We start from the raw sequence: 21,809 nt of genomic DNA, 5'->3' as shown, positions 1-21,809 counted from the left end.
GAGATAAATCTGGTATGGCCCGCCCTCTTCGCGAACAGCAAGCACTCGCGGTCAACCTCGGCAGTTCATCGCTGAAAGTGACCGGCTTTGCCCGCGAGCGGAACCGCCCCTGGAAGCGCCTGCTGTATCGCAATTGGCCGCTGTCGGAGGCGGACCCGGGAGAGATCGCGGAACGGCTCACCGGTTCGGGAATTCGCGAGGATCAATTGCTGTGCATCGCCCACCGCTATGTGCACGGCGGCGCTCTGCTCTCCCGCAGCGCGGCGCTGGATGGTGATCTGCTCAAGCGACTGGAGTCCACTGCGGCGCTGGCACCGCTGCACAATCCCCCGGCGCTGGAATGGATGCGCGAATTCCTGCGCCTGTTTCCCTCGGCAACACAAATTGCCGTTGCCGACAGCGGCTTCTTCGCGGACCTGCCGGAAGCCGCCCGGCGCTACCCGCTGCCCGCGGAGCTGGTCGCCGAACACGCACTGCGCCGTTACGGCTTTCACGGCCTGGCGCACGGTGCCATGTGGCGCCGCTGGTGCGAAATCACCGGGCGCAGCCGCGGGCGGCTGATCACCCTGCAGCTGGGCGCCGGCTGTTCCGCGGCGGCGATCAAAGACGGCAAGCCACTGGCTACTTCCATGGGTTTCACCCCGCTGGAGGGACTGGTGATGGGCCGGCGCGCCGGCGACCTGGACCCGGGGCTGCTGCTCTATCTTCATCAGACAGCCGGGCTCGAAGCCGCAGCACTCGACGAGATGCTGAACCGCCGCGCGGGGCTGATGGCCCTGGCGGGCAGCGACGACATGCGCGCACTGCTCGCGCGCGACGACCGCAAGGCAAAACTGGCGGTGGATATTTTCTGCCGGGGAGTGCGCAAATATATCGGCGCCTACCTCGCGGAACTGGGCGGTGCCGACGCGCTGATTTTTTCCGGGGGCATCGGCGAGCACCAGCCCCGGGTGCGCGCACAGATACTGGCGCCGCTGGAACCGCTCGGCTTTCCCCTGGATGCCACAGCCAATGCGGCGGCGACCTCGGGGGAGGCGGACATCGGCACCGCGGGTGCGGATATCCGCGTGCTGCCCGCAGACGAAGCGCGGGAACTGCTGCTCAGCGCCGAACAACAACTACAGGGAGGTGACTCGTGAATTCGACACCATCGCGCGGAGACCATCAACAGCACCGGGACGAACGCCTGGCGCGCAGTTACCGCGGGCACGACCGGGAATTTGCCGCCTGGGCGGAGGGCATCGAACTGATCCGGCACCGCGCCGACACCCAGGTCAAGGTGTTCCGCCTGGCCTGCGACCTGGAACAGCGCGGCGTGGTGGCCGACAGGGCCGAAGTTTTCCGCCTGCTGGCCGCAGCCGACCGGCTGACCCGCGCGGCCATGTGGCTGGTAGTGCACATGACCTACGCGAAACAGGTCTACGCCGACGGCCGCACCCTGGCCGTCGGGGACTTCAAGGCGGACCCCCAGGGCCACACCGGTGGCTCACTGAACATGGTGCCCGCCTATATCGGCTACCTGGCGGCCAATGCACTCGGCGGCATCACCCGCAGCTGGCTGATGGGCCAGGGCCACTGCGTGGCCGCGATCGACGCCTGCAACCTGCTGGTGGGCAATATGGAAGAGGCCCACACCGCCCGCTACGCCTGGACCGATGCCGGGCTCACGCAGTTCGTGCGCGATTTCTATTCCTACGCCATCGACGCCCGCGGCCGGCCCGCCTCGCCCCTCGGCAGCCACGTAAACGTAAATACCGCAGGCGGTATTTCCGAGGGCGGCTACCTGGGCTTCGCCGAGCTGCAGTACGTGCATATGCCGCTGCCGGGGGAACGGCTGGTGGCCTTCCTCAGCGACGGCGCCTTCGAGGAACAGCGCGGCGGCGACTGGGCGCCGCGCTGGTGGCGCGCGGAGGATTGCGGACTGGTCACCCCGATCATGATCGCCAACGGGCGGCGCATCGAGCAGCGCTCGACCCTGTTCCAGCAGGGCGGCGTGGAGTGGTTCGCGGCGCACCTGCGCCTGAACGGATTCGACCCGCTGCTGATCGACGGCAGGGACCCGGCCGCCTTCGCCTGGGCCATTCTGGAGGCGGAGGAGCGGCTGCTCGGCTGTGCGGATGCGGTGGCAAACGGCTCCGGCGGCTATCCGGTGCCGCTGCACTACGTGATCGCCGAGGCGCCGAAAGGCTACGGCTTTCCCGGCGCCGGCACCAACCGCGCCCACGGGCTGCCGCTTCAGGGAAATCCGGCAGAGGACAGCAGCGCCCGCCGGGAATTTATCGATGCCGCCGCCAAACTGTATGTGGAGACAGAGAGCCTGCACCGCTCGCTGCCCTATTTCACCGCCCACGCGGCGCAGGGCCGGGCGCTGGAAAAAGACCACCCGCTGCACAGGCGCAGCGTTACCCTGAAGCACGCCCCCGAACCGGACTGGCTGCCCGCCGGCGGCCGCGAATCGCCGATGGCGGCCCTGGATGGCTATTTCGTCGCACTCGCCGATGCCAATCCCGAGTGGCGGGTGCGCGTGGGCAACCCCGACGAACTAAGTAGCAACCGCTTTTATCGCACCCTGGAGCGCTTCCGCCACCGGGTCTTCCAGCTGGAGGCCGGCAGCGACGAGGCCATCGACGGCGCGGTGATCACCGCCCTTAACGAGGAGGCGGTGGCCTGCGCGGCGCTGGGCAACAAGGGCGGCATCAACCTGGTGGTGAGCTACGAGGCCTTCGCGGTGAAGATGCTCGGCATCATGCGCCAGGAGATCATCTTTGCCCGCCACCAGAAAGAGGCCGGAACGCCGCCGCAGTGGCTGTCGATCCCCTTCCTGCTCAGCTCCCACACCTGGGAAAACGGCAAGAACGAACAGTCCCACCAGGACCCCACCCTGTGCGAGGCGCTGCTCGGCGAGATGTCCGACACCGGCGTGGTGCGTTTCCCGGTGGATGCCAACAGCGCCCTGGCCGCGCTGACGGACTGCTACCGACGGCACGGCGAACTGCATGCGCTGGTGGTGCCGAAACGGAAATTGCCCGTGCTGTTGGACCAAGAGCAGGCCCGGCGCCTGGTCCGCGACGGCGCCCTGCGCCTGCGCGGCAACGCGGACGCACCGGTGCGCCTGGTGGCCGTGGGCGCCTACCAGCTGCAGCAATGCCAGCTGGCCTGGCAGCGGCTGTCGGAGTATGGCGTCGATGCCGCGCTGGTCTGCCTGCTGGAACCCGGGCGATTCCGCCGGCATTTCCGCGACGAACTGGAGCGGCAGGCCGGCGCGGACGCCCAGCTCGCGGCGGAGCTGTTCCCCGAAAACGCAACCGCCACCCTGGTCGCCAGCCACACCCGGCCCGAAGCCCTCGCCGGGCTGCTGCCGGTCAACGCGTTACTGCTCGGCTACCGCAACCGCGGCGGCACCCTGGATACCGAGGGCATGCTGTTCGCCAACGGCTGCAGTTGGCTGCATCTGCTGGTCGCGCTGGCCGGCGCTCTGGACGTTCCACTGTCCAAATGGCTGGGCACGAACGAACTGGCGGCCCTTACCGGCAGTGAAGATCCGCGTCCCCTGCTGCGCGTGGGGGAAGTCGCCGCCGGGGGGCGGCTCTGACGTTGCGGAGTTTCCCTTCGCTCCTACCATCCGCATGCGGAGCTGGAGCTCCGCGGTCCCGGGAATCCCGAGTGACTCGCGCCATCCCTGGCGCTCGTCCTGCGGGCGCCTTCGGCGTCCAAATTCGTTCCCGGCGAATTTGCCCCCAGTGTTATCATCCCGCCCATGAAACACCCCCTGCTCCCGGAAAGACCCCTGTGCATCTCCCCCACCCTGGCCGCCACCCTCGGTCTGGAGGAGGCGGTATTGCTCACCGCCCTGGGGGATCTGCTGCCGTTCCTGCCGGTGGAGCCCCATCCGGGGCGGGACTGGTACACCGCCGAGGGCGAACAGCTGCAGCAGTTGCTGCCCTTCTGGGAGCCGGCGGATATCCAGCGGGTGGCCACCAGCCTGCGCAACCAGGGTACGCTGCTGCTGGGCGCGGCGCCCTACGGCAGCAGCCACACCCTGAAATTTTCCCTCGGCGGCGGCGACGGTCGCGCGGCCGAGACCCCCGCCCGCCGCAGCGCCAACACCATTTCCCCCAGTTGGCAGCCGGACCGGGAAACCCTGGCGCGCATCGCCCAGTTGGGCGTGCCGGAGCACTTTGTGCGCGAGCAGCTGCCGGAGTTCGTCACCTACTGGCGCGAGCGCGGCGAGTCCCGCCACTCCTTCGGCTCCCTGTTCCTGAAACAGGTGAAGAGCAAGTGGGAAGCCTACCGCGCCACCACCCAGCGCAAGCAGCCGCTGCCCCCGGGCTGGCAGCCGGACGGGGAGACCCTGCGCAAACTGGCGGACGAGGGCGTGCCCAGCACCTTCGTGCAGCGCTGCCTGCAGCGCTTCGTGGACTACCACCGCTCCAGCGGCAAGCACTCCATCTCCTGGGAGCTGGAGTTCAACGACTGGGTGTTGGGGGACTGGGAAAAACAGGACACGCCCTTTATCGAAAAGGCCAAACCGGTGGCCATGAGCCGCGACTGGCAGCCCAGCGAACACACCTGGGAGCAGCTGCGCCGCCTGGCCATCAACCCCGCCTTCGCCGCCGAGCTGCTGCCGGAATTTATCTACAAATGGCTCGAGCGCGGCGGCCACAGTGCCCGATGGGGCGAACTGTTTATCGAATACGCGCGCGAGGAGTGGGCCTACTACTGCCAGGGGATCGAGAAGAACCCGGTGGCCAAACCCATTACGCGCAACTGGCAACCGGGGGCAGACTGCTTGAGTCACCTGGTGAACCAGTGTGAAATAGACCGCGACTTCGCCCTCTCCCTGGTACCGGAATTCCGCATCTACTGGCGCGACCAGGGCGCCGCGCGCAAGAGCTGGGACGCCGTTTTCGTGCGTCACGCGCGCCACCAGTGGGCGGAGCGCAACAAGCTGGCAATAGGACACGCATATGGCAAGCCACAAAACACCGCTGACTCGACAAACCAGCGCACCCGCGACAGGTCCATCGGCGACATCCTCACAGACACAAACTGGTAGTGAGCTGAACGAGAAAAAGCGCGTGATCAACGAGGTCTTCGCGCTGTTCAAACTGAATTACCACAACCAGTTCAGCGCCGCCTTTCCCGACACCGACACCCTGCACCACGCCAAGCGCCTGTGGCTGGAGGCGCTCTCCGCCTTTGCCCCGGAGCAGATCATGGCCGGCGCCAAGCGCGCCATACTGCAGAGCGAATACCTGCCCACCGTGCACAAAATGCTCACACTCTGTGCGGCGGGTGAAAACGGCCTGCCGGAACCCCGCGCCGCCTACCGCGAGGCCTGCAACGCCCCCAGCCCCAAGGCCAGCCACAACTGGAGCCACCCAGCGGTGTACCACGCCGGGCGCGAGGCCAACTGGTTTTTCCTGGCCAACAACCCGGAATCCGTAGCCTACCCGGTGTTCGCCGAGCACTACCGCAAGATCTGTGCGCGGGTGCTGGAAGGAGAACAACTGGCGCCGCCACGACAGGAGAAACTGGAACAGAATCCCGGGAAACCCCTGTCCAAGGCCGAGAATGCGAAAAAGCTCGCGGAATTGCGTGCGGAATTAAAGCTGTAATACTTTTACCTTGTAGGAGCGGGCCATGCCCGCGATCAGCCTCAGACGCTGGGGTAAGCCGATCGCGGGCATGGCCCGCTCCTACAAAAGAGAAAAAAATAATTCACAACAACCCAGCAGGTAACGCCATGAACAGGCAACTCTTTCTGCTAGTGGTACCCGCCCTGGCGCTCGCCGCGCCGACACAGGCCGATTTTTATTCCCATCGCTACACCGGCGTCAGTTACAGCGACCTGGATATCCAGGGTTTCTGCGAGGCCGGCAACCAGTTTGTGCAGGGCCTGAACAATCCGGAGCGCGCAGCGACCACCGGCGGCTGCAGCCAGGGCGGCAGCGGCTGGAAAATCTACGGCGGCTGGCGCTGGAAACCCGAAGTAGCGGTGGAACTCAGCTACCAGCAGCTCTCGGACAACCAGTTGGATTTCCGCCTGGATTTCCCCACTGGCGAATACCTGGAAATCGGGGACGAGATCGAAACCCAACTGATCAACGCCTTCGCCGTGGGCCACTGGCCCATCGGCGGCGGCTTCAGCCTGTTCGCCAAAGCCGGGGGCGGATTCTGGGCGTCGAAACTGTCCGAAAGCCAGTCCGGCGAGCTGCTGTTTATCTTCGAAAATGAAGAGGGCGAGATAGAAGAAGAACTGATAGCCGTCAGCGGCAGGGTAGAGGAAAGGGACACCGGCTTCCACTGGGGCTACGGTGCCGGTATCAGCTACCGCTACCAGAACAACTGGACCATACGCGCCGAGTGGGAGAGTTTTTCCGATGTGGGCAGCGAGGATTTTCGGGGGGGCTTTGATGTGGAGACGGCGTCTTTGGGGTGGAGTATGCACTTCTAAGCGAGATTGATCGCGGGCATGGCCCGCTCCTACAGGGATATTTTTAACTCCTTGTAGGAGCGGGCCATGCCCGCGATCAGAATAGGTAAGGACACCAAATGCCCGAATACAAACCCGGACATCAGGCACTGCGCAAAGGTCGAATATCCATATCCAATCAGATCTATCTGGTTACCACTACAACATATAAGCGGGAACCCATTTTCAAAGACTGGAATGCTGCTCGCCCGGCCTGTACTTGCTTTGAAGATAAGTCGATATTGAAGGACTCTCAAATTCTCTCTTGGGTACTGATGCCAGACCACGCGCCTTGGCTTTTACAATTGGGAGAGGATTCCAAACTAAGCATACTGGTCAACCGAATAAAGTCCGCCAGTGCCCGACTTGTCAACAAGACATGCTCTTTCAAGGGGCCTTTGTGGGATAAAGGTTTTCACGATCGCGCACTGCGCAAAGAGGAGGATTTAGTAGCGGCAGCATGATACTTAGTGGCCAATCCATTGCGTGCCGGTTTGGTTAAAAATATCGGAGATTATCCATACTGGAATGCCATTTGGCTGTCTTGATCGCGGGCATGGCCCGCTCCTACAAAGATATTTTTTACCCCCTGTAGGAGCGGGCCATGCCCGCGATCGATAAAGATATTTTTTACCCGTGTAGGAGCGGGCCATGCCCGCGATCGAGCTTGGGCTCACTGCAATTCCAACGTCTCAGCAATATCCCCCCAGGAAACCAGCTTGAAGTTCTGCGCCGCGCTGGGCATGCGGTTGCGGCCGTCCTGTACCACCAGCAGGCCGGCGGGGTAGTCCGGGCCCAGGGGGGCGCCGGTGACTTCCAGGCCGTCGGTCTCTGAGCTGCCGTCCAGGGTGCGGTCCAGGTTGATATCCACGAGGAAGTTGCCGATAAATTCACTGCCGTCGCGGCTGAACAGCGCGTAGCTGTTGTTGCCCTGGCTGGAAACCACCAGGTAGCCGCGGTCGCCGCTACGATAGAGACCGATACCCTCGACATCCGCCACCAGGCGCTTGCCGTCTGTGGCAGCCACCAGTTGCGGCTCGGCACTGCCGGCCAGGAATCCGGCGATATCCAGGCGCCATACGCCGCGGTCCTCTTCGCCGAAAAACAGCGTGCGGCGCTCGTCGTCCACCACGCAGCCTTCCACCTGGCTGCCCACTTTCAACTGGGCACGGGGCTGCAGTTTCCAGTCGAGGCCGTTTTCACCGAGGTGGATTTCCGCCAGGTGCAGGTCACCATCCTTGTCGGATATCCACGTCAGCACCTTGTCCCCCTCCCGATACAGGCATAGGCCGTAGGGGTCGTCCAGTTCCATCTCACGCAGACCCAGGCTGTCCACATTGCCCCCCGCGGTAATGCCGAAAAGGCTGATACCCGGGGTGGTGCGGTTGGACGCGGCGGCCAGGGCGGCGTACTTGCCTCCATTTACCGGTCGCAAATCCACATTGTTGACCCGGCCCACCGGAAACTGCTGGAGCAGCTTGCCGGAGAGGCTGTAGACATTCAGGCCGCTCTTCTTGTCTGTGCCCAGGATCAGGCTGGCGGCGGCGTCCCGCGGGTTGACCCAGATGGCCGGGTCGTCTGCGGCGTCGCCACCGGAGGCCACCGGTTCCGTCTGCGCCCTGGCGGGCACCCTGGGCATTTTCGCCGGCGCTCCCAGCGCCTGGATTTCCGCGGTCGGCTGCGGCAGTTCGACATCGTAGCGTTGCAGAATGTCGCTCTCCTCTTCCAGCGCCAAGAGCGCGCCGCCCTGCACCGCCACGGACACCGGCTGAATGTTCGCCAGCAGCTTTGAGAAAACCGGCGTTCTCTCCTGCGTATTCAGGTTGTAGGCCAGGGCCCGCCCGCCGGCGGTAAGCCACAGATTGCCATCGGCGCCCAGCCAGAAGCCGCCGAAAGCCTCGCCCAGATCCGCGGCGGGAGCGAAGACACGACGCTCTTCATCCTTTTCCGCATCCGCGTTCAGGCTCCAGATTCCCAGCGGCGGCTGCGCCACCAGCAGCAGGCCTCGGCCATCGTCCACCGCGCAGCTGTTCACCTGCTCGCCGAAATACAGCGGGCGCACCTCGGTAAACAGCCAGGCGCCATCCCGGGGGTGCACCACATATTCGCGACCGAGGCCGGTCTCGTCGATGGCGAACAAATGGGTGCGCCCGGCCTGGCGGGAAAAACACAGCGCCGCCTGCGGTGCATTGCTCCGCTGGGCGCCCAGGTATTTCAGGCCGGGCCGCTGAGTGCCGGCATCCAACGCCAGCTGGCGCAACTGTATTTCGCCGCTGTGATCGTCGAAGACCGCCACTAGCCAGCTGCCGTCGTCCAGGGCCTGCAGTGCAAAACGCTCGACGCTGCCGCCGTCCAGTGCCGCCGCCTCGTCGCCATTGCTGTCGATCAGGACCAGGCCGCGCACTTCACTGGCCAGCAGCAGGTACTCTTTGCCACCCAGCATTACCGGCGCCAGTTGGCTGGAAACCACGTCGGAGAGCGGAATTTCCTGCACCGGCTCCAGCGGGCGGGAAGCAATGCCTGCCGCATCAGGCAGCCGGTCGCAGGCACTCAACAGGGCGCCGAGCGCGCACAGCAATACGGTTTTCTTGAAAATTTCTCGCGCCATTTTTTTAATCTTTACAGAATTTGTGATGACAAATTTACGCCATTTTTATGGCAAACAGATGACTGTCTGAAGATAGCAAAAACCCGGCTCCCTTGTGGGAACCGGGGCGACGGGGCCACCGGAATACCTGCGGCTCTAGTAAGCCGCGCGCCAGGTCACAGTGTAGGTCGGGGTACTCTCCTCGTACTGGATTTCATTGACCGGTTCACCGTAGTCGCGAATGTACTCGATCTTTTCCTGATCCAGCAGGTTGGTGCCGCTGAAACGCAGCACGGAGTTTCGGTTGATATTCCACTCGACAAAGAGTTCCAGGTTGCCATCGTATTCGGTCACCACATACTCCTCAAACTCGGTGGCCAGGGACTCGCTGCGTTTTTGGTAGGAGACACCCGCGCCGCCGAAGCCCGGGATATCCTGGGTCAGGCTGACGTTGTAGACGGAATCCGGCTGATTGCGGAAAGTGCGCTCCTCCCCGGTAAATGGGTCCTCAATCTCCGAATCCAGATACGCATAATTGGCGTAGAAACCGGTGTTCTCCAGGCCCACAAAGGCGAGCGGCATGGAAATATCAAATTCGACACCCCGGGAGTTGCCGCTGCCGATATTCATCGGGGTAAAGATGGTGCCGCCGCCGTCCGGATAGGGCACGCCGGTATCCGTCAGCTCAATCACGTCGTCGATATCGCGGTAGAAAAAGTTGACTCCCAAGATGCCGCGGCCCGGCAGGCGGTGCTCAAGGCCCAGGTCGAACCCCCAGGCCAGTTCGGATTCGAGATCCGGGTTGCCCACGGTCAGGTCTTCATCGTCCGGTGTTTCATCCTCTTCGAAGGGGGACACCAGGTCGAACTCCGGGCGGCGCAGGGTGCGGGCCACGGAAGCGATAACGCGGCTGTCCCCGGTTACGTCCCAGCGCAGGCTCAGGGACGGCAGCAATTCATTGCTGTCATGAGAGGCACTGCCGTCTTCATTGGATACATCCCGCTCGTAGATGTCGTAGCGCAGGCCGCCCTCCAGGCTGATGTTGTCCGCCATCTCCAGGGTCAGCTTGGTGTAGGGCGCGATGCGTGTCTCTTCGATCTCCGCGTCCACATCGAAGAATCCGGTCTGCAATCCCGAACGCTCGTTGCGGCTGTAAGCGATACCGGATTTCAGTTCGGAATTGCCCAGCATCGCGGTGTAGCTGCCCTCGAGGGAATAGCTGTCGTCCTCGATATCCAGGCGCTCGTCGTTGGTCTCGACTCCCAGGGAAACGCCGTCCTCGAATTCCTCCTCGGTCTCGAAGTTGACGGTGTCCTCCTCGAAGTGGGAAAGGGCCGCAGAGAGCTCCAGCTCCCCGCCTCCCAGCATGGTGATGTAGACGCCGTCCAGCCCCCAGCTGGTCTGGTCGATCTGCTCTTCCTGGGTTTCGACCGCCACCAGGTCGCCATCGGTGCGGCTGACCGCGGTACCCTCATATTCGTCGACGATTTCATTTTCCTGGCGGTCGGTGTAGACGTAGTAGCCTTTGAAACGCAGCTCGGAACCCTGCGGAAGCTGGAAGCCCAGGGAACCGTTCAGGGAGCTGTCGGTGCCGTCGCGGGTATCCTGCTCGAAAGCGTAACCTTCCAGGGCACGCTCATCGTCGAAGTACTCCTCGATCTTCTGCTTGGGATTGCGGCGCTCCTGGACGTTGGCGCCGAGCCAGAAGTCGTAACCGTCGCCGGACTGGGCAATGGCGGCGGCGCCGGTGTAGCGGGATTCCTTGTCGTCATCCGCGTAATAGGTGGTGCCCAAACGAGTGCTGACACCGTCCAGCTGCGCACCATCCTTGAGGATGATGTTCAGCGATCCGGCCACCCCCTGGGAAGTCATATCGGCGGAAGGCGAGCGGATGATCTCGACACGCTCCACCAGTTCGGAAGGAATACGGTCGACAAAGAAAGTGCGATCCGCCCCCTGGCCGGGAATGGAGCGGCCGTTGATCAGCACTTCGGTGTATTCGGCGTTCATACCGCGCAGCTGGACGGCGTCGTATTCCAGCACGTCGGAGGTAAAGGTGACACCCGGGGTGCGCTTCAGCATTTCACCCACGGTCAGCGGCTCGAAGCGCTGGAAAAAATCCAGGTCGAAAGAGAGGGTCGGGTTGATATCGTTGGTTCTGTCCCGGTAGACATTGGTGCCGGTGACGATAATCTCTTCCACATTGCCAGCGGCCATTTTTTTGACGCCAGCCTCCGCGGCATCTTCAACCTGAGCGGCGGTATTGACGGAGATAACGGCGGCGGCGAGCGCTGTCAACGGCATGGCCAGCATGCGCGAATTGATCGCTTTATGTTTCATAGAATTCCCATTCTGGCGGTGGTTTTATCGAATGGGGCGCAGGCTAGTGAATAGATGTGACTGTTGCATTACGATTTTTTTAAATTTGTAACAGTAAAGCCCTACTATTCTGGAGAACGGAAAAAACACGATCGGAGAAAAGCCGTGGAGAAGACACTGAAAAACCCTGAGCGACGCGCGCTGCTAAAAACCCTGGGCGCGGCCACCGCCGCCAGTGCCGGCGTCGGACTGCTGCCGGGCTGCGGCCGCGAAAAAAATAGCGGGAAGGAAAACCTGGCCTTTGCCGAAGTTCCCCACGGCCTCGACGACCGCCACCACCTGCCGGAAGGTTACAGCGCCGATATCCTGCTGCGCTGGGGCGATCCCCTGACCGCCGACGCGGGCCCCTTCGATCCCGGTGCGCTGGACGCCGCTGAACAGGAAAAGCGCTTCGGCTACAACAACGACTTTATCGCCTTTATGCCCCTGGACAATGAGGCCGGACCCGGGGACGGCGAACGCCACAGCGCCAGCGGCAACAGCGAGCGCGGCCTGTTGTGCGTCAACCATGAATACACCCAGCCGCACCTGATGTTTTCCGGCTACAGTGGCGAATACAGCGTCAGCGCAACGCACGCCGCGGTGGAGCAGGCCGCCTGCGGTCACACGGTAGTGGAAATTGAAAAGACCGCGGGCGGCTGGCGCCCGGTAATCGGCAGCCCCTACAACCGCCGCATCACTCTGAACACAGAGATGGATATCGTCGGCCCCGCCGCCGGCGACTCGCGCCTGCAGACCGCCGCCGACCCCAGTGGCGCGCGGGTTTTCGGTACCGTTGGCAACTGCGCCGGCGGCAAAACGCCCTGGGGGACGGTGCTGATCGCCGAGGAGGGATTCGGCAGCGCCTTTCAAGGCGACCCGGACAATATCGCCGACCCGGTGGAAGCGCGTAATCACCACACTTTTGGCATAGCGCCGGACAACCGCAACTGGGGCGAGCACGACCGCCGCTTCGATATCGCCGTGGAGCCCAACGAGCCCAACCGCTTCGGCTGGATGGTGGAACTGGACCCCTACAATCCGGCGAGCAGACCGCGCAAGCTCACCAACCTGGGGCGGTTCGTGCACGAGGGCTTTACCCTGGTGTGCAAGCCGGGCCAGCCCGTCGCCGCCTATGGCGGCGACGACGGCATCGAGAAGTGCGTATACAAGTACGTATCCCGCCACCCCTACCGGCCCGGTGACTTCGCCCACAACCGTCGGTTGCTGACCGATGGCACTCTGTACGCGGCACGCTTCGACGAAGACGGCAGCGGTCGCTGGCTGCCGCTGGTTTTCGGCGAGGGACCGCTCACGGAGGGAAATGGCTTTCGCAACCAGGCGGACGTGCTGATCGACGCGCGGCGCGCGGCAGAACTCGCCGGCGCCACCCCCATGGACCGCCCGGAGGATGTGGAGACCAACCCGGTCAACGACTGCACCTACGTAATGCTGACCAAAAACAAAAAGCGCGATGCGGATGAGACGGACGCGGCCAACCCTCGCCCGCACAACACTGCCGGCCACGTGCTGGAAATCGTCCCGCCGGGGGAAAACGGCCGGCGCGACCACACCAGCGACACGTTCAAATGGAACACCTTCCTGCTCGGCGGCAATCCCAATGCGGAAGACCCGCGGGAGCGCGGCGCCTACGGCGAACAGCAGCCGGGCAGTATTTCCGCCCACGGCTGGTTCGCCTGCCCGGACAATGTGGCCTTCGATAGCCGCGGCAATATGTGGGTCGCCACCGACGGCTGCGAGAGCTTCGGCTTCCACGACGGCCTCTGGGCCATGGCCACTGAAGGCGAGCGGCGCGCGCTGCCCAAACATTTCTTCGGCTGCCCCCGCGGCGCGGAACTCTGCGGCCCGGAGTTCACTCCGGACGGGAAAACCCTGTTCGTCTCGGTGCAGCACCCGGCAAGCGGCGGCGACTCCACCTTCGACAACCCCATGCACCGCTGGCCGGATAAGGATCCCGCGCTGCCGCCGCGGCCGTCCGTGCTGGCGATCCATCGCAAAGACGGAAAAGTGGTGGGTAGCTGAGCCCCAGGCGCACTCATCCTGTAGGAGCGGGCCATGCCCGCGATCGATCCAGCTTCGTAACACCTATCGATCGCGGGCATGGCCCGCTCCTACAAAGAGAGGTCGAACCATTGCCTGAAGGCTTTGCGGCCTTTTCCGGTAAGCACCACCGCCCTCGAATCGGCTTGGCGGCGAATCCAGTCGCTATCGAGGAAATGGCGCAGCAGCGCCGCGCCGAGGGCTCCGGCCAGGTGGTGCCTGCGCTCGCTCCAATCCAGGCACAGCCTGGCGTAGCTGCGCCTGCCGCACTGCAGTCCCCGCCAGTCGATCCCGAGTCGCGCAAACAGTTCCTCCCCGGAGGACGACAGGGACAACTGCGCGGTGCGGGTCTCCAAGTGCCCTCTTTCACTCAGGCTTTCCAGCAGTTCCACGCCAAGCCGGCCCGCCAGGTGGTCGTAACAGGTGCGCGCGCACCGCTCCGCCGAATGGGGTTCCCGCTCTCCCCGCGGAAGCTGATGCCCCAGGACCATCAGGCTCTCCAGCACCGAAGCCACTTCTTCGCAACGCAACTGGAAATACCGGTGGCGCCCCTGGCGCTCCAGGGACAGGAGGCCGCCGTCGGTCAGTTTTGCCAGGTGCGCACTGGCGGTCTGGCGGGTAATACCGGCCCGGTCCGCCAGTTCAGAGGCGGTGCGCGCGCGCCCGTCCATCAGCGCGCTGAGCATCAGGGCGCGGGCGGGGTCGCCGATCAGCGCGCTCACTGAGGCAATGGGTGGTGCATCCACAGTTCGTTCCCCGTCGAATTATCGATCCGGCACCATGGTGTACTGTCAGCGGCGTGCAGTAAACCTGGAGAACAGCCATGCCCATTACCTGCTTTATCCGCTACGAAATAGATCCCCACAAAAAATCCGCCTTCGAGCAGTACGCCCGCAACTGGGGCCAGGCGATTCCCCGCTGTGGCGCCGACCTGATCGGTTATTTCGCGCCGCACGAGGGGTCGACCACCACCGCTTACGGAATCTACAACGTGGACAGCCTTGCCGCCTACGAGGCCTATCGCGCGCATCTGGCGGAGGACCCGCTTGGCAGGGAAAACTACCGCTTTGCCCAGCGGGAGAAATTCCTGCTCAGGGAGGAGAGAATATTCCTGCAACTGGCATCGGCGCCCCACGCGCCTTTAGTGAAACCGGGGGTGGAACCGTGATCGCGGTTATTTTCGAGGTATGGCCAAAGCCGGAGCACAGACAGGATTACCTGGATATGGCCGCCGAACTCCGCCCGCTGCTGGAATCCGTCGAGGGATTTGTTTCCATCGAACGCTTCGAGAGCCTGAATGAGCCGGGCAAGATTCTGTCCCTGAGCTTTTTCAAGAGTGAGGAGGCCGTCGCCGAGTGGCGTCGGCGTGAGGAGCACCGGCAGGCGCAGATGCTGGGGCGCGGCGGTTACTTTGCCGATTACCGCCTGCGCGTGGCGGAAGTGATACGGGATTACGGGAAGCAACGGCGGGAACAGGTACCGGAGGACAGCCGTGAGATTCACGGCTAGCCCGCTCAGACAACGAAGAACTGCTGTATCCCCACCAGCACATTGGTGGTAGCTACCGAGGCCAGGATCAGCCCCATCACCCGGCTGACAATGCTGGCCCCGGCATTGCCGATCCAGCGGTAGATCCAGTTGGCGGTGAGCAGCAGCAACAGCACTATGCCCAGCACCGCCAGCATGGCGGTGGCAATTCTCACCTGATGAACGGGGTCAAAGCGGTAGTTGTCGGTGAGCACCACCGCAGCCAGCATGGCCCCGGGGGAGGCAATGGACGGCACCGCCAGCGGGAAGATGGCGGTTTCATGACCCTCTTTCAGGATATCCATTTCCTGCTCCGGCTTGCCCTCGCCGAAGATCATGGTGAGTGCGAACAGGAACAGCACCACACCCCCGGCCACCTGGAAGGCGGACAATGGCACACCGATGGCTTCCAGCAGGTACTGGCCGGCAAACAGGAAAAACAGCAGTATGCCGGTGGCCACTGCCACCGCCAGCATTGCGATCTTGCGCTTCTGCCACTCGCTGTGCAGGCTGGTCACGGCGATAAATATCGGCAGGGTGCCCACCGGGTCGATCACCGCGAAGAAAAAGACAAAGCTATTGATCCATTCGCTCAAGGGGGCGCTCCCGGCTGCCGTGCTAGTATCCGGTTAATGTATCTGGGAGGGTCTTCGGCCCGCGAGCTGGGGTTCGGCGCTCCCGGTAAGTTCCGAGTTTAGTGTATGACCAATCACTCCCCCACTGCCCGGCGTATTGCCAAGACGATTCTCAACGGCTTCGACGCCTACTTCGCCGACTTCCAGAACATCACCCTGGGGGCAAAGGCACGCTTTGAACGGGCCGCCTGGCAGGAGGCACACCGGGCTAATAAGGAACGCATCGACATCTACAAAACCAAGGTCAACCAGGTGGTCAAACTGGTGCACTCGGTGACCAGCAAGGACACCAGTATGCTGGAGCTATGGCACGAGGCGCGCGCCACTTTTGCCCAGCTGGTGGCCAACCACAGCAACTACGAGATTGCCGAGACCTTCTTCAATTCGGTGTTCTGCAGCCAGTTCCACCACGCGCATATTCACGACAGCAACCTGTTCGTCAAACCCTCCCGCCCGCCGGACGACAAGCCGCTGCGCGACTACAGCATCTATATCAGCTACAGCGGCCACGACGGCCTTGAGTACATGATCGAGGACATCCTCGACGACTACGGTTTTTCCATCCCCTGGGAGGACAAGGAGCGGGATATCGCCAATATCTGCGCATCGCTGCGCGCGGCCCCCCTGGCGCACCTGGAGAATGAGAAGGATCTACGGGTGGATATGCTGGAGTCGGTGTTCTACCGCAACAAGGCGGCCTACCTGGTGGGGCGCATGATGTTCGGCGGCGAAGTGATCCCGCTGATCCTGCCCTGCCTGAACAACGGCCGCGGCGGGATTTTCGTGGATACGGTGATCTATGACCACGACTCCACCAGTATCATTTTCAGTTTCACCCGCTCCTACTTCATGGTGGACGCCCCCATCCCCTCGCGATTCGTGCGCTTCCTCTCCACCATCATGCCGCAGAAGACCCGCTCGGAGCTGTACAACTCCATCGGCTTCCACAAGCACGGCAAGACGGAGTTCTACCGCCACATCCTCGCGCATATGAAGGTGAGCAGCGATAAGTTCGTGATCGCCCCGGGCATCAAAGGCATGGTGATGTGCGTATTTACCCTGCCCTCCTACCCGGTGGTGTTCAAGGTGATCAAGGACAAATTCGACCGGCCGAAAACCGTTACCGAAGAAATCGTCCGGGAGAAATACAAGTTCGTCTCCCGTTCCGACCGGGTGGGACGCATGGCGGACACCCAGGAGTACACCAACTTTATCTTTTACCGGAACCGATTCAGCGAAGAGCTGCTGGAGGAACTGCAGAAACTGGCGCCGTCCAAACTGGAAATGGACGAGAAGTGGGTGATCATCAAGCATCTGTATGTGGAGCGGCGCATGCAGCCCCTGAATCTCTATCTGCAGGATGCCAGCGACCAGGAGACCCGCGCGGCCATGGAGGAGTATGGCAACGCCATCAAACAGCTGGCGGCGGCGAATATCTTTCCCGGCGACATGCTTCTGAAAAACTTCGGCGTCACCCGCCACGGCCGCGTGGTCTTCTACGATTACGACGAGCTCTGTCCGCTCACCGAGTGCAACTTCCGCAAACTCCCCGAGGCCCACACCCTGGAGGATGAATTGTCGGACCAGCCCTGGTACACGGTGGGCGAGGCGGATGTTTTTCCGGAGGAATTCCCTCTGTTTTTCTCCGGTAACCCCATCGCGCGCAAAGCGTTCGAGGACCAGCACAGCGATCTCTATGACTGCCGCTACTGGCAGCGGTTGCAGGACCGGATTCGCGCCGGGCATATTGAGAGCGCCTTTCCCTACCGGCGCAAATGGCGGTTCAAACGACGCCGTGCCGGGGCGCCGCAGAATCCGTGATTTCGGGTTTGCGGCTATAGTGGATAGAGGACTGACGGCGCCCAAAGGGAGAGGAGCAAACGGTGCAATTTGACGGCCTGGCGGCAATACTCGGCGTACTGGCGCTGCTTTCAGCCAGCGGCTGCGGCCACCTGCCCAGCGAGCTGGCGCCGCCGGAGAAAAAAGAAACCGAAACGCAAAAAAAAGAAGCCGTAACGCAAAAAAAATCCGTAGCGCAAAAAGCCGCCGCCCACGCGCATGTAGCCGCCCGGCCCCACACTGTCAGCTGCGACACCCCCGCGAGGGATTTCCGCAAGATTCACTTCGACGACCTCTACATCACCACCGGAGACCCGAACAACCCCTTCCGCGTTTCCGAGAAAGCCCCGGCCCAATACGATATCGCCGCCTATGTCTGGGGTTCCGACAGTTGCGTACAGGCCGGCACCTGCAAGGGCGGCGACCACTACTGGCTGATAGGGCGCGGCCCCGGAGACGACTTCCGCACCTGGGTGACCACCCCCCAATACCCGCGTATCACCGTGCAATCGGAATGCCGGCAGAGGCTGAAGGTGGGGGAGAAATACCGCTTTTCATTTAGCCGCGGGAAGCTCGTAGGTTTCAGCCGCTGAATCCAGCACGAGGTGCCCATCACGTTTCCCGGGGGATGATGGGCACGCTGCGCTTTGCCCATCCCACGAATCCGAATTTCCCGGGTCCCGCTTTTTCAAAAACCGGTAAATCGCATCCTGTGCCCGACAACCTCTGTCCGTGTTATTGGCAATACGCGTATTGCTCTGCTGTGCGTCCAGTACCCGAGCCTTGCGGTTGTCGCTCCATTGCAGCTCCATGATTTTCTTCACCGTCTCCCGGTGCCCGGGGCTGTGCAGCGGGAAGGTCACTTCCAGCCGGTGATCCAGATTGCGGGTCATCAGGTCCGCCGAGGACAGCCATACCTGCTCGTCGCCGCCGTTGTGGAAGATATATATCCGCGCGTGCTCCAGGTATTTGTCCACCAGGCTGATCACCCGGATATTTTCCGAAAGTCCCGGGGTCTCGCACACCAGGGCGCACATGCTGCGCACGATGATACGCACCCGGACACCGGCGGCGCCGGCGCGGTAGAGCCGCTCCACCACCTGTGAATCCACCAGGTTGTTGCACTTGAAGAAGAGTTCCGCCCTTTCCCCCGCCCTGGCCGCGGCTATCTCCCGGTCTATGGCCCGCAACAGCGTTGGGCGGTTGGAGTATGGGGAGACCGCAATGTGTTTATAGCTGGGGCGCAGGTGGGTGTACTGCAGGAATTCGAAGACGTTGTGCACATCCTCCCCCAGTTCCGCATCGCTGGTGAGCAGACTGAAGTCGCAGTAGAGGCGCGCGGTGTTCTCATTGAAATTGCCGGTGCCCAGGTGGCTGTAGTAGCGCTTCTCGCCGTTCTCCTCGCGGAGGATGGAGATCAGCTTGCAGTGCACCTTGAGCCCGGGCACGCCGTAGATTACGTTCACGCCGGCGTCGCGCAGTTCGTTGGACCAGTGGATATTGGCCAGTTCGTCGAAGCGCGCCTGCAGCTCCACCACCGCGGTGACCTTTTTCTGGTTGCGCACCGCATTGACCAGCGCAGCCACTACGCGGGAGTTTTTCGCCACCCGGTAGAGGTTGATGCGGATCTCCCGGACCTGCGGGTCCAGTGCCGAGGAGGCGAGCAGGTTGGTGATCACGCGGAAGTCGTGGTAGGGGTAATAAAACAGCCGGTCACCGGCGCGCAACTGGTCGAAGATACTCTCGCCGTCGGGCACGGTGGGCAGCGGGGCCAGGGGTTTGTAGCAGTGCCGTGAAGAATCCGCCGGGAATCCCATAAAGTCTTTAGAATTGTGATAGCGCCCGCCCGGGGTGTAGCTGTCGTAGCGACCCATCTTGAGCTTTTTCTTCACCAGGCTCAGCAGCGCTTCCGGCATGCTGGCGTCGTAGGCCAGGCGCACCGGGTCCGCCTGTTTGCGCTTCTTCAGGGACTTGGCCACCCGGTCGACAATATTCGGGGTGATCTCCTCATCCAGCTCCAGCTCCGCATCGCGACTGATCTTGAACATAAAGGCCCGGGCCTTCTCGATCGGCAGCAGGTTGCGGAAGACGTCCGCCAGGCAGGCGCGGATGATGTTTTCGAGAACGATATACACTTTTTCCTGCTTCCCCTCCCGGGGAGGGATTACCACGAAGCGCGGCAGGGTGTCGGTGGGAATCTCCAGCGCGGCAAAGCGCTCGGACCCGTCCTGCAGTTGCAGGTAGACGGCGAAGTAAATACTCGCCTCATTGAGCAGCGGCATGGTCTCCCGGTCGTCGATAAAGAAGGGCTCCAGTTCCGGCTGCACTTCCCGGTGGAAGTACTCCTCCACAAACAACCGCTGGCGCTCGCTCAATTGCTCTTCGTTGATCAGGTGGATATGGTGCTTGTCCAGGTCCGCCAGCACCTTGGTGTAGGCGACGAAGGAGTGGCGCTGCAGGCGCAACACCTTTTCGTTGATGCTGGCGAGGAGTTCGGAGAAGTGTTCCTTCTTCTTTCCCCCCTTGGCAAAAGTGGCCAGACGGCGCACATCCGCCACGCGCACACGATAGAATTCGTCCAGGTTGTTGGAAAAGATACCGAGGAAGCGCACCCGCTCGATAATGGGCACACTCTCGTCCTCCACTTCCTGCAGCACACGTTCGTTAAAGGAGAGCCAGCTTAGCTCTTTGGGGTACAGGGGCGTATTATCTGCCATTCAAACAACTGTTGTCCGGAAGTAAGTTCTAGATGGCAGTTTGCTACATTTCAGTGACAGTTTATTGACAGGGATGTCCATGCCGGAATCCGAACGCTATGCCGCCCTGGACCTGGGCTCCAACAGTTTCCACCTGCTGCTGGCGGAGTTTCGCGACCAGCGCATGGTGCGCCTGCACACCGATCGCGCCATGGTGCGCCTGGCGGAGGGGCTGGACGAGGAGCGCAACCTGGACCCGACGGTGGCGGAGCGGGCACTGGAGGCGCTGCGCCGCTTCCGACCGGTGCTGTCGGAGTTGCCCCTGGACCATATCCGCGTAGTGGGTACCAACACACTCCGCGCGGCCGGTAACGCCGACGGATTTATGGAATCGGCGGAGGCCATTCTCGGCGCGCCCATCGAAATTATCAGTGGCATCGAGGAGGCGCGGCTCATCTACAGCGGAGTAATCGCCGCCGCCAGTGGGCCGCCGCGGCTGCGCTGCGCCGTCGATATCGGCGGTGGCTCCACCGAGCTGGTGCGCGGGCGCGAGGTACCGCAGCAGTTGCAGAGCCTGTACATGGGTTGTGTGTCCTTCAACCGGCGCTTTTTCCCCGAGGGTGTTATTTCCGATAAATACACCAACCACTTCGAGCGCGCTTTTCGCGCGGCGCGCGCGGAACTCCAGGAACTGCAACACATGGCGGAAGGCGCCGAAGTGATGGGCGCCTCCGGCACGGTGAAGGCGGTGGCCCGGGTGCTGAACGACGGCGAGCTGGGGGATATCGAGCGGGAACCGCTGGAACGCCTGGCGGCGCAGGTGGCGGCGGCCGCGCACAGCGACCAGATCCAGCTGCCCGGCCTGGGGGCAGAGCGGCGGCCGGTATTCGCCGCCGGTCTGGCGATTCTGCATGCCATCTTCCGCGAACTGGACATCCAGCGCATGCGGGTGTCTCCCTACGCGATCCGCGAGGGCATGGTGCACGACCTGGCCGGGCGCCTGCACGGCGGCGACCGCCGCGCGGATACCGTAGCTGCGCTGATGCGCCGCTGGCAGATAGACGGCGCCCAGGCCCGGCGGGTGGGCGACAGTGCAGGGGAACTGCTTCGGCAACTGCGCCCACACAGCGACGGAGACCAGAGGCAACGCCTGCGCTGGGCGGCGCAGTTGCACGAGATCGGCCTGGCCCTGTCCCACAGCGATTTCCGCAAACTCGGCGCCTATATGATCGAGCACGCGGACCTGGCGGGTTTCTCCCACAGCGAACAGGAATACCTGGCCCACCTGCTGCGCAACCAGCGCGGGCGCATCAAACCGCCGCGGGAACACTACGGCTTCCACCCCAACCCGGACCTGCTGCTGTGCCTGCGCCTGGCCTGTATCCTGCACCGGGACCGCACCGACCGCAGCCCGGACGGCCTGCGGCTGAGTGCGGGGCTGGACCGCTACCGCCTGCAGGCCGATCGGGACTGGCTCGACGGCCACCCGGCCATCGAGGAACTGCTGTACCAAGAAGTGGAACACTGGCAGGATCAGCCGCTCCCACTGGAGTTGGACGAGGCCTGAGCCCGGGCCCCATTACAATCAATGCCTCTAAGGCAATTCCGGTCTGTACCGTAGGGTGCGCCAT

At 62.9% G+C, this 21,809-nt stretch carries 17 protein-coding genes; 12 read left to right on the top strand and 5 right to left on the bottom strand.

What is annotated here, in order from left to right; genetic code table 11:
• Window positions 1-14 precede the first annotated feature (14 nt).
• From PP263_RS20405 to PP263_RS20380, 6 genes are all read left to right on the top strand, one after another.
• On the top strand, window positions 15-1,139 hold the full coding sequence (locus PP263_RS20405) for an acetate kinase (protein WP_308365887.1): 1,125 nt from the start codon (window positions 15-17) through the stop codon (window positions 1,137-1,139).
• On the top strand, window positions 1,136-3,592 hold the full coding sequence (locus PP263_RS20400; RefSeq protein ID WP_308365886.1) for a xylulose 5-phosphate 3-epimerase: 2,457 nt from the start codon (window positions 1,136-1,138) through the stop codon (window positions 3,590-3,592). Before PP263_RS20405 ends, PP263_RS20400 begins: the two co-directional genes overlap by 4 nt.
• A 165-nt stretch (window positions 3,593-3,757) precedes the next feature.
• Window positions 3,758-5,056 (top strand): DnaT-like ssDNA-binding domain-containing protein, encoded by a 1,299-nt coding sequence (locus PP263_RS20395; protein WP_308365885.1) that lies wholly within the window; start codon window positions 3,758-3,760, stop codon window positions 5,054-5,056.
• Window positions 5,057-5,078: 22 nt separating this feature from the next.
• A complete protein-coding gene (locus PP263_RS20390) occupies window positions 5,079-5,618 on the top strand; it encodes a replication protein P (RefSeq protein ID WP_308365883.1) in 540 nt (179 codons plus the stop codon).
• Window positions 5,619-5,746: 128 nt separating this feature from the next.
• Entirely contained in the window at window positions 5,747-6,457 is a 711-nt protein-coding gene (locus tag PP263_RS20385) for an outer membrane beta-barrel protein (RefSeq protein ID WP_308365882.1), read from the top strand.
• Window positions 6,458-6,555: 98 nt separating this feature from the next.
• Window positions 6,556-6,939: a transposase gene (locus tag PP263_RS20380; RefSeq protein ID WP_308365881.1), complete on the top strand. Its 384-nt coding sequence runs from the start codon at window positions 6,556-6,558 to the stop codon at window positions 6,937-6,939.
• A 209-nt stretch (window positions 6,940-7,148) separates the two neighbouring features.
• Here the strand turns inward: PP263_RS20380 and PP263_RS20375 are convergent, their stop codons facing one another.
• Entirely contained in the window at window positions 7,149-9,083 is a 1,935-nt protein-coding gene (locus tag PP263_RS20375; protein ID WP_308365880.1) for a phytase, read from the bottom strand.
• Between the two features lie 135 nt (window positions 9,084-9,218).
• A complete protein-coding gene (locus PP263_RS20370) occupies window positions 9,219-11,402 on the bottom strand; it encodes a TonB-dependent receptor (protein ID WP_308365879.1) in 2,184 nt (727 codons plus the stop codon).
• Window positions 11,403-11,546: 144 nt separating this feature from the next.
• Here PP263_RS20370 and PP263_RS20365 point away from each other — a divergent pair, with 144 nt between their 5' ends.
• Complete coding sequence (locus PP263_RS20365) at window positions 11,547-13,463, top strand: PhoX family phosphatase (RefSeq protein ID WP_308365878.1); 1,917 nt, start codon at window positions 11,547-11,549, stop codon at window positions 13,461-13,463.
• 89 nt (window positions 13,464-13,552) lie between these two features.
• On the opposite strand, the gene PP263_RS20360 is transcribed toward PP263_RS20365, so the two are convergent.
• The gene (locus tag PP263_RS20360) at window positions 13,553-14,227 is read right to left on the bottom strand and encodes a winged helix-turn-helix domain-containing protein (RefSeq protein WP_308365877.1); all 675 of its coding nucleotides are present in this window, start codon (window positions 14,225-14,227) and stop codon (window positions 13,553-13,555) included.
• A gap of 77 nt (window positions 14,228-14,304) precedes the next feature.
• On the opposite strand from PP263_RS20360, the gene PP263_RS20355 reads away from it, so the two are divergent.
• Both PP263_RS20355 and PP263_RS20350 read left to right on the top strand, forming a co-directional pair.
• Entirely contained in the window at window positions 14,305-14,649 is a 345-nt protein-coding gene (locus PP263_RS20355; RefSeq protein ID WP_308365875.1) for an NIPSNAP family protein, read from the top strand.
• Window positions 14,646-14,990 carry an antibiotic biosynthesis monooxygenase gene (locus PP263_RS20350; protein WP_308365873.1) on the top strand — a complete coding sequence of 115 codons (345 nt, stop codon included), beginning with the start codon at window positions 14,646-14,648 and terminating at the stop codon, window positions 14,988-14,990. Before PP263_RS20355 ends, PP263_RS20350 begins: the two co-directional genes overlap by 4 nt.
• A gap of 5 nt (window positions 14,991-14,995) precedes the next feature.
• Here the strand turns inward: PP263_RS20350 and PP263_RS20345 are convergent, their stop codons facing one another.
• Entirely contained in the window at window positions 14,996-15,604 is a 609-nt protein-coding gene (locus tag PP263_RS20345) for a MarC family protein (RefSeq protein ID WP_308365872.1), read from the bottom strand.
• A 105-nt stretch (window positions 15,605-15,709) separates the two neighbouring features.
• Between PP263_RS20345 and aceK the strand changes: the two genes are divergently transcribed.
• A complete protein-coding gene (aceK, locus tag PP263_RS20340) occupies window positions 15,710-17,464 on the top strand; it encodes a bifunctional isocitrate dehydrogenase kinase/phosphatase (protein ID WP_308365870.1) in 1,755 nt (584 codons plus the stop codon).
• A 62-nt stretch (window positions 17,465-17,526) separates the two neighbouring features.
• A complete protein-coding gene (locus PP263_RS20335; RefSeq protein ID WP_308365869.1) occupies window positions 17,527-18,075 on the top strand; it encodes a hypothetical protein in 549 nt (182 codons plus the stop codon).
• On the opposite strand, the gene ppk1 is transcribed toward PP263_RS20335, so the two are convergent.
• A complete protein-coding gene (gene ppk1 / locus PP263_RS20330) occupies window positions 18,037-20,199 on the bottom strand; it encodes a polyphosphate kinase 1 (RefSeq protein ID WP_308365868.1) in 2,163 nt (720 codons plus the stop codon). The genes PP263_RS20335 and ppk1 overlap by 39 nt on opposite strands.
• 79 nt (window positions 20,200-20,278) lie before the next feature.
• On the opposite strand from ppk1, the gene PP263_RS20325 reads away from it, so the two are divergent.
• The gene (locus PP263_RS20325; RefSeq protein ID WP_308365866.1) at window positions 20,279-21,745 is read left to right on the top strand and encodes a Ppx/GppA phosphatase family protein; all 1,467 of its coding nucleotides are present in this window, start codon (window positions 20,279-20,281) and stop codon (window positions 21,743-21,745) included.
• The last annotated feature ends 64 nt before the right edge of the window (window positions 21,746-21,809 follow it).

Origin of the sequence: Microbulbifer sp. TB1203, from assembly GCF_030997045.1 — a bacterium.
In the GTDB taxonomy this organism is placed as follows: domain Bacteria; phylum Pseudomonadota; class Gammaproteobacteria; order Pseudomonadales; family Cellvibrionaceae; genus Microbulbifer.
The sequence above is the reverse complement of the archived record's forward strand: the minus strand, read 5'-3'. Positions and strand labels throughout refer to the sequence as shown.

Bases quoted from the DNA above. Each gene is read 5' to 3' on its own strand.
- PP263_RS20375 (WP_308365880.1), bottom strand. From the start codon at position 9,083: ATGGCGCGAGAAATTTTCAAGAAAACCGTATTGCTGTGCGCGCTCGGC.
- PP263_RS20370 (WP_308365879.1), bottom strand. From the start codon at position 11,402: ATGAAACATAAAGCGATCAATTCGCGCATGCTGGCCATGCCGTTGACA.
- PP263_RS20405 (WP_308365887.1), top strand. From the start codon at position 15: ATGGCCCGCCCTCTTCGCGAACAGCAAGCACTCGCGGTCAACCTCGGC.
- PP263_RS20355 (WP_308365875.1), top strand. From the start codon at position 14,305: ATGCCCATTACCTGCTTTATCCGCTACGAAATAGATCCCCACAAAAAA.
- ppk1 (WP_308365868.1), bottom strand. From the start codon at position 20,199: ATGGCAGATAATACGCCCCTGTACCCCAAAGAGCTAAGCTGGCTCTCC.
- aceK (WP_308365870.1), top strand. From the start codon at position 15,710: ATGACCAATCACTCCCCCACTGCCCGGCGTATTGCCAAGACGATTCTC.
- PP263_RS20395 (WP_308365885.1), top strand. From the start codon at position 3,758: ATGAAACACCCCCTGCTCCCGGAAAGACCCCTGTGCATCTCCCCCACC.
- PP263_RS20385 (WP_308365882.1), top strand. From the start codon at position 5,747: ATGAACAGGCAACTCTTTCTGCTAGTGGTACCCGCCCTGGCGCTCGCC.
- PP263_RS20380 (WP_308365881.1), top strand. From the start codon at position 6,556: ATGCCCGAATACAAACCCGGACATCAGGCACTGCGCAAAGGTCGAATA.
- PP263_RS20325 (WP_308365866.1), top strand. From the start codon at position 20,279: ATGCCGGAATCCGAACGCTATGCCGCCCTGGACCTGGGCTCCAACAGT.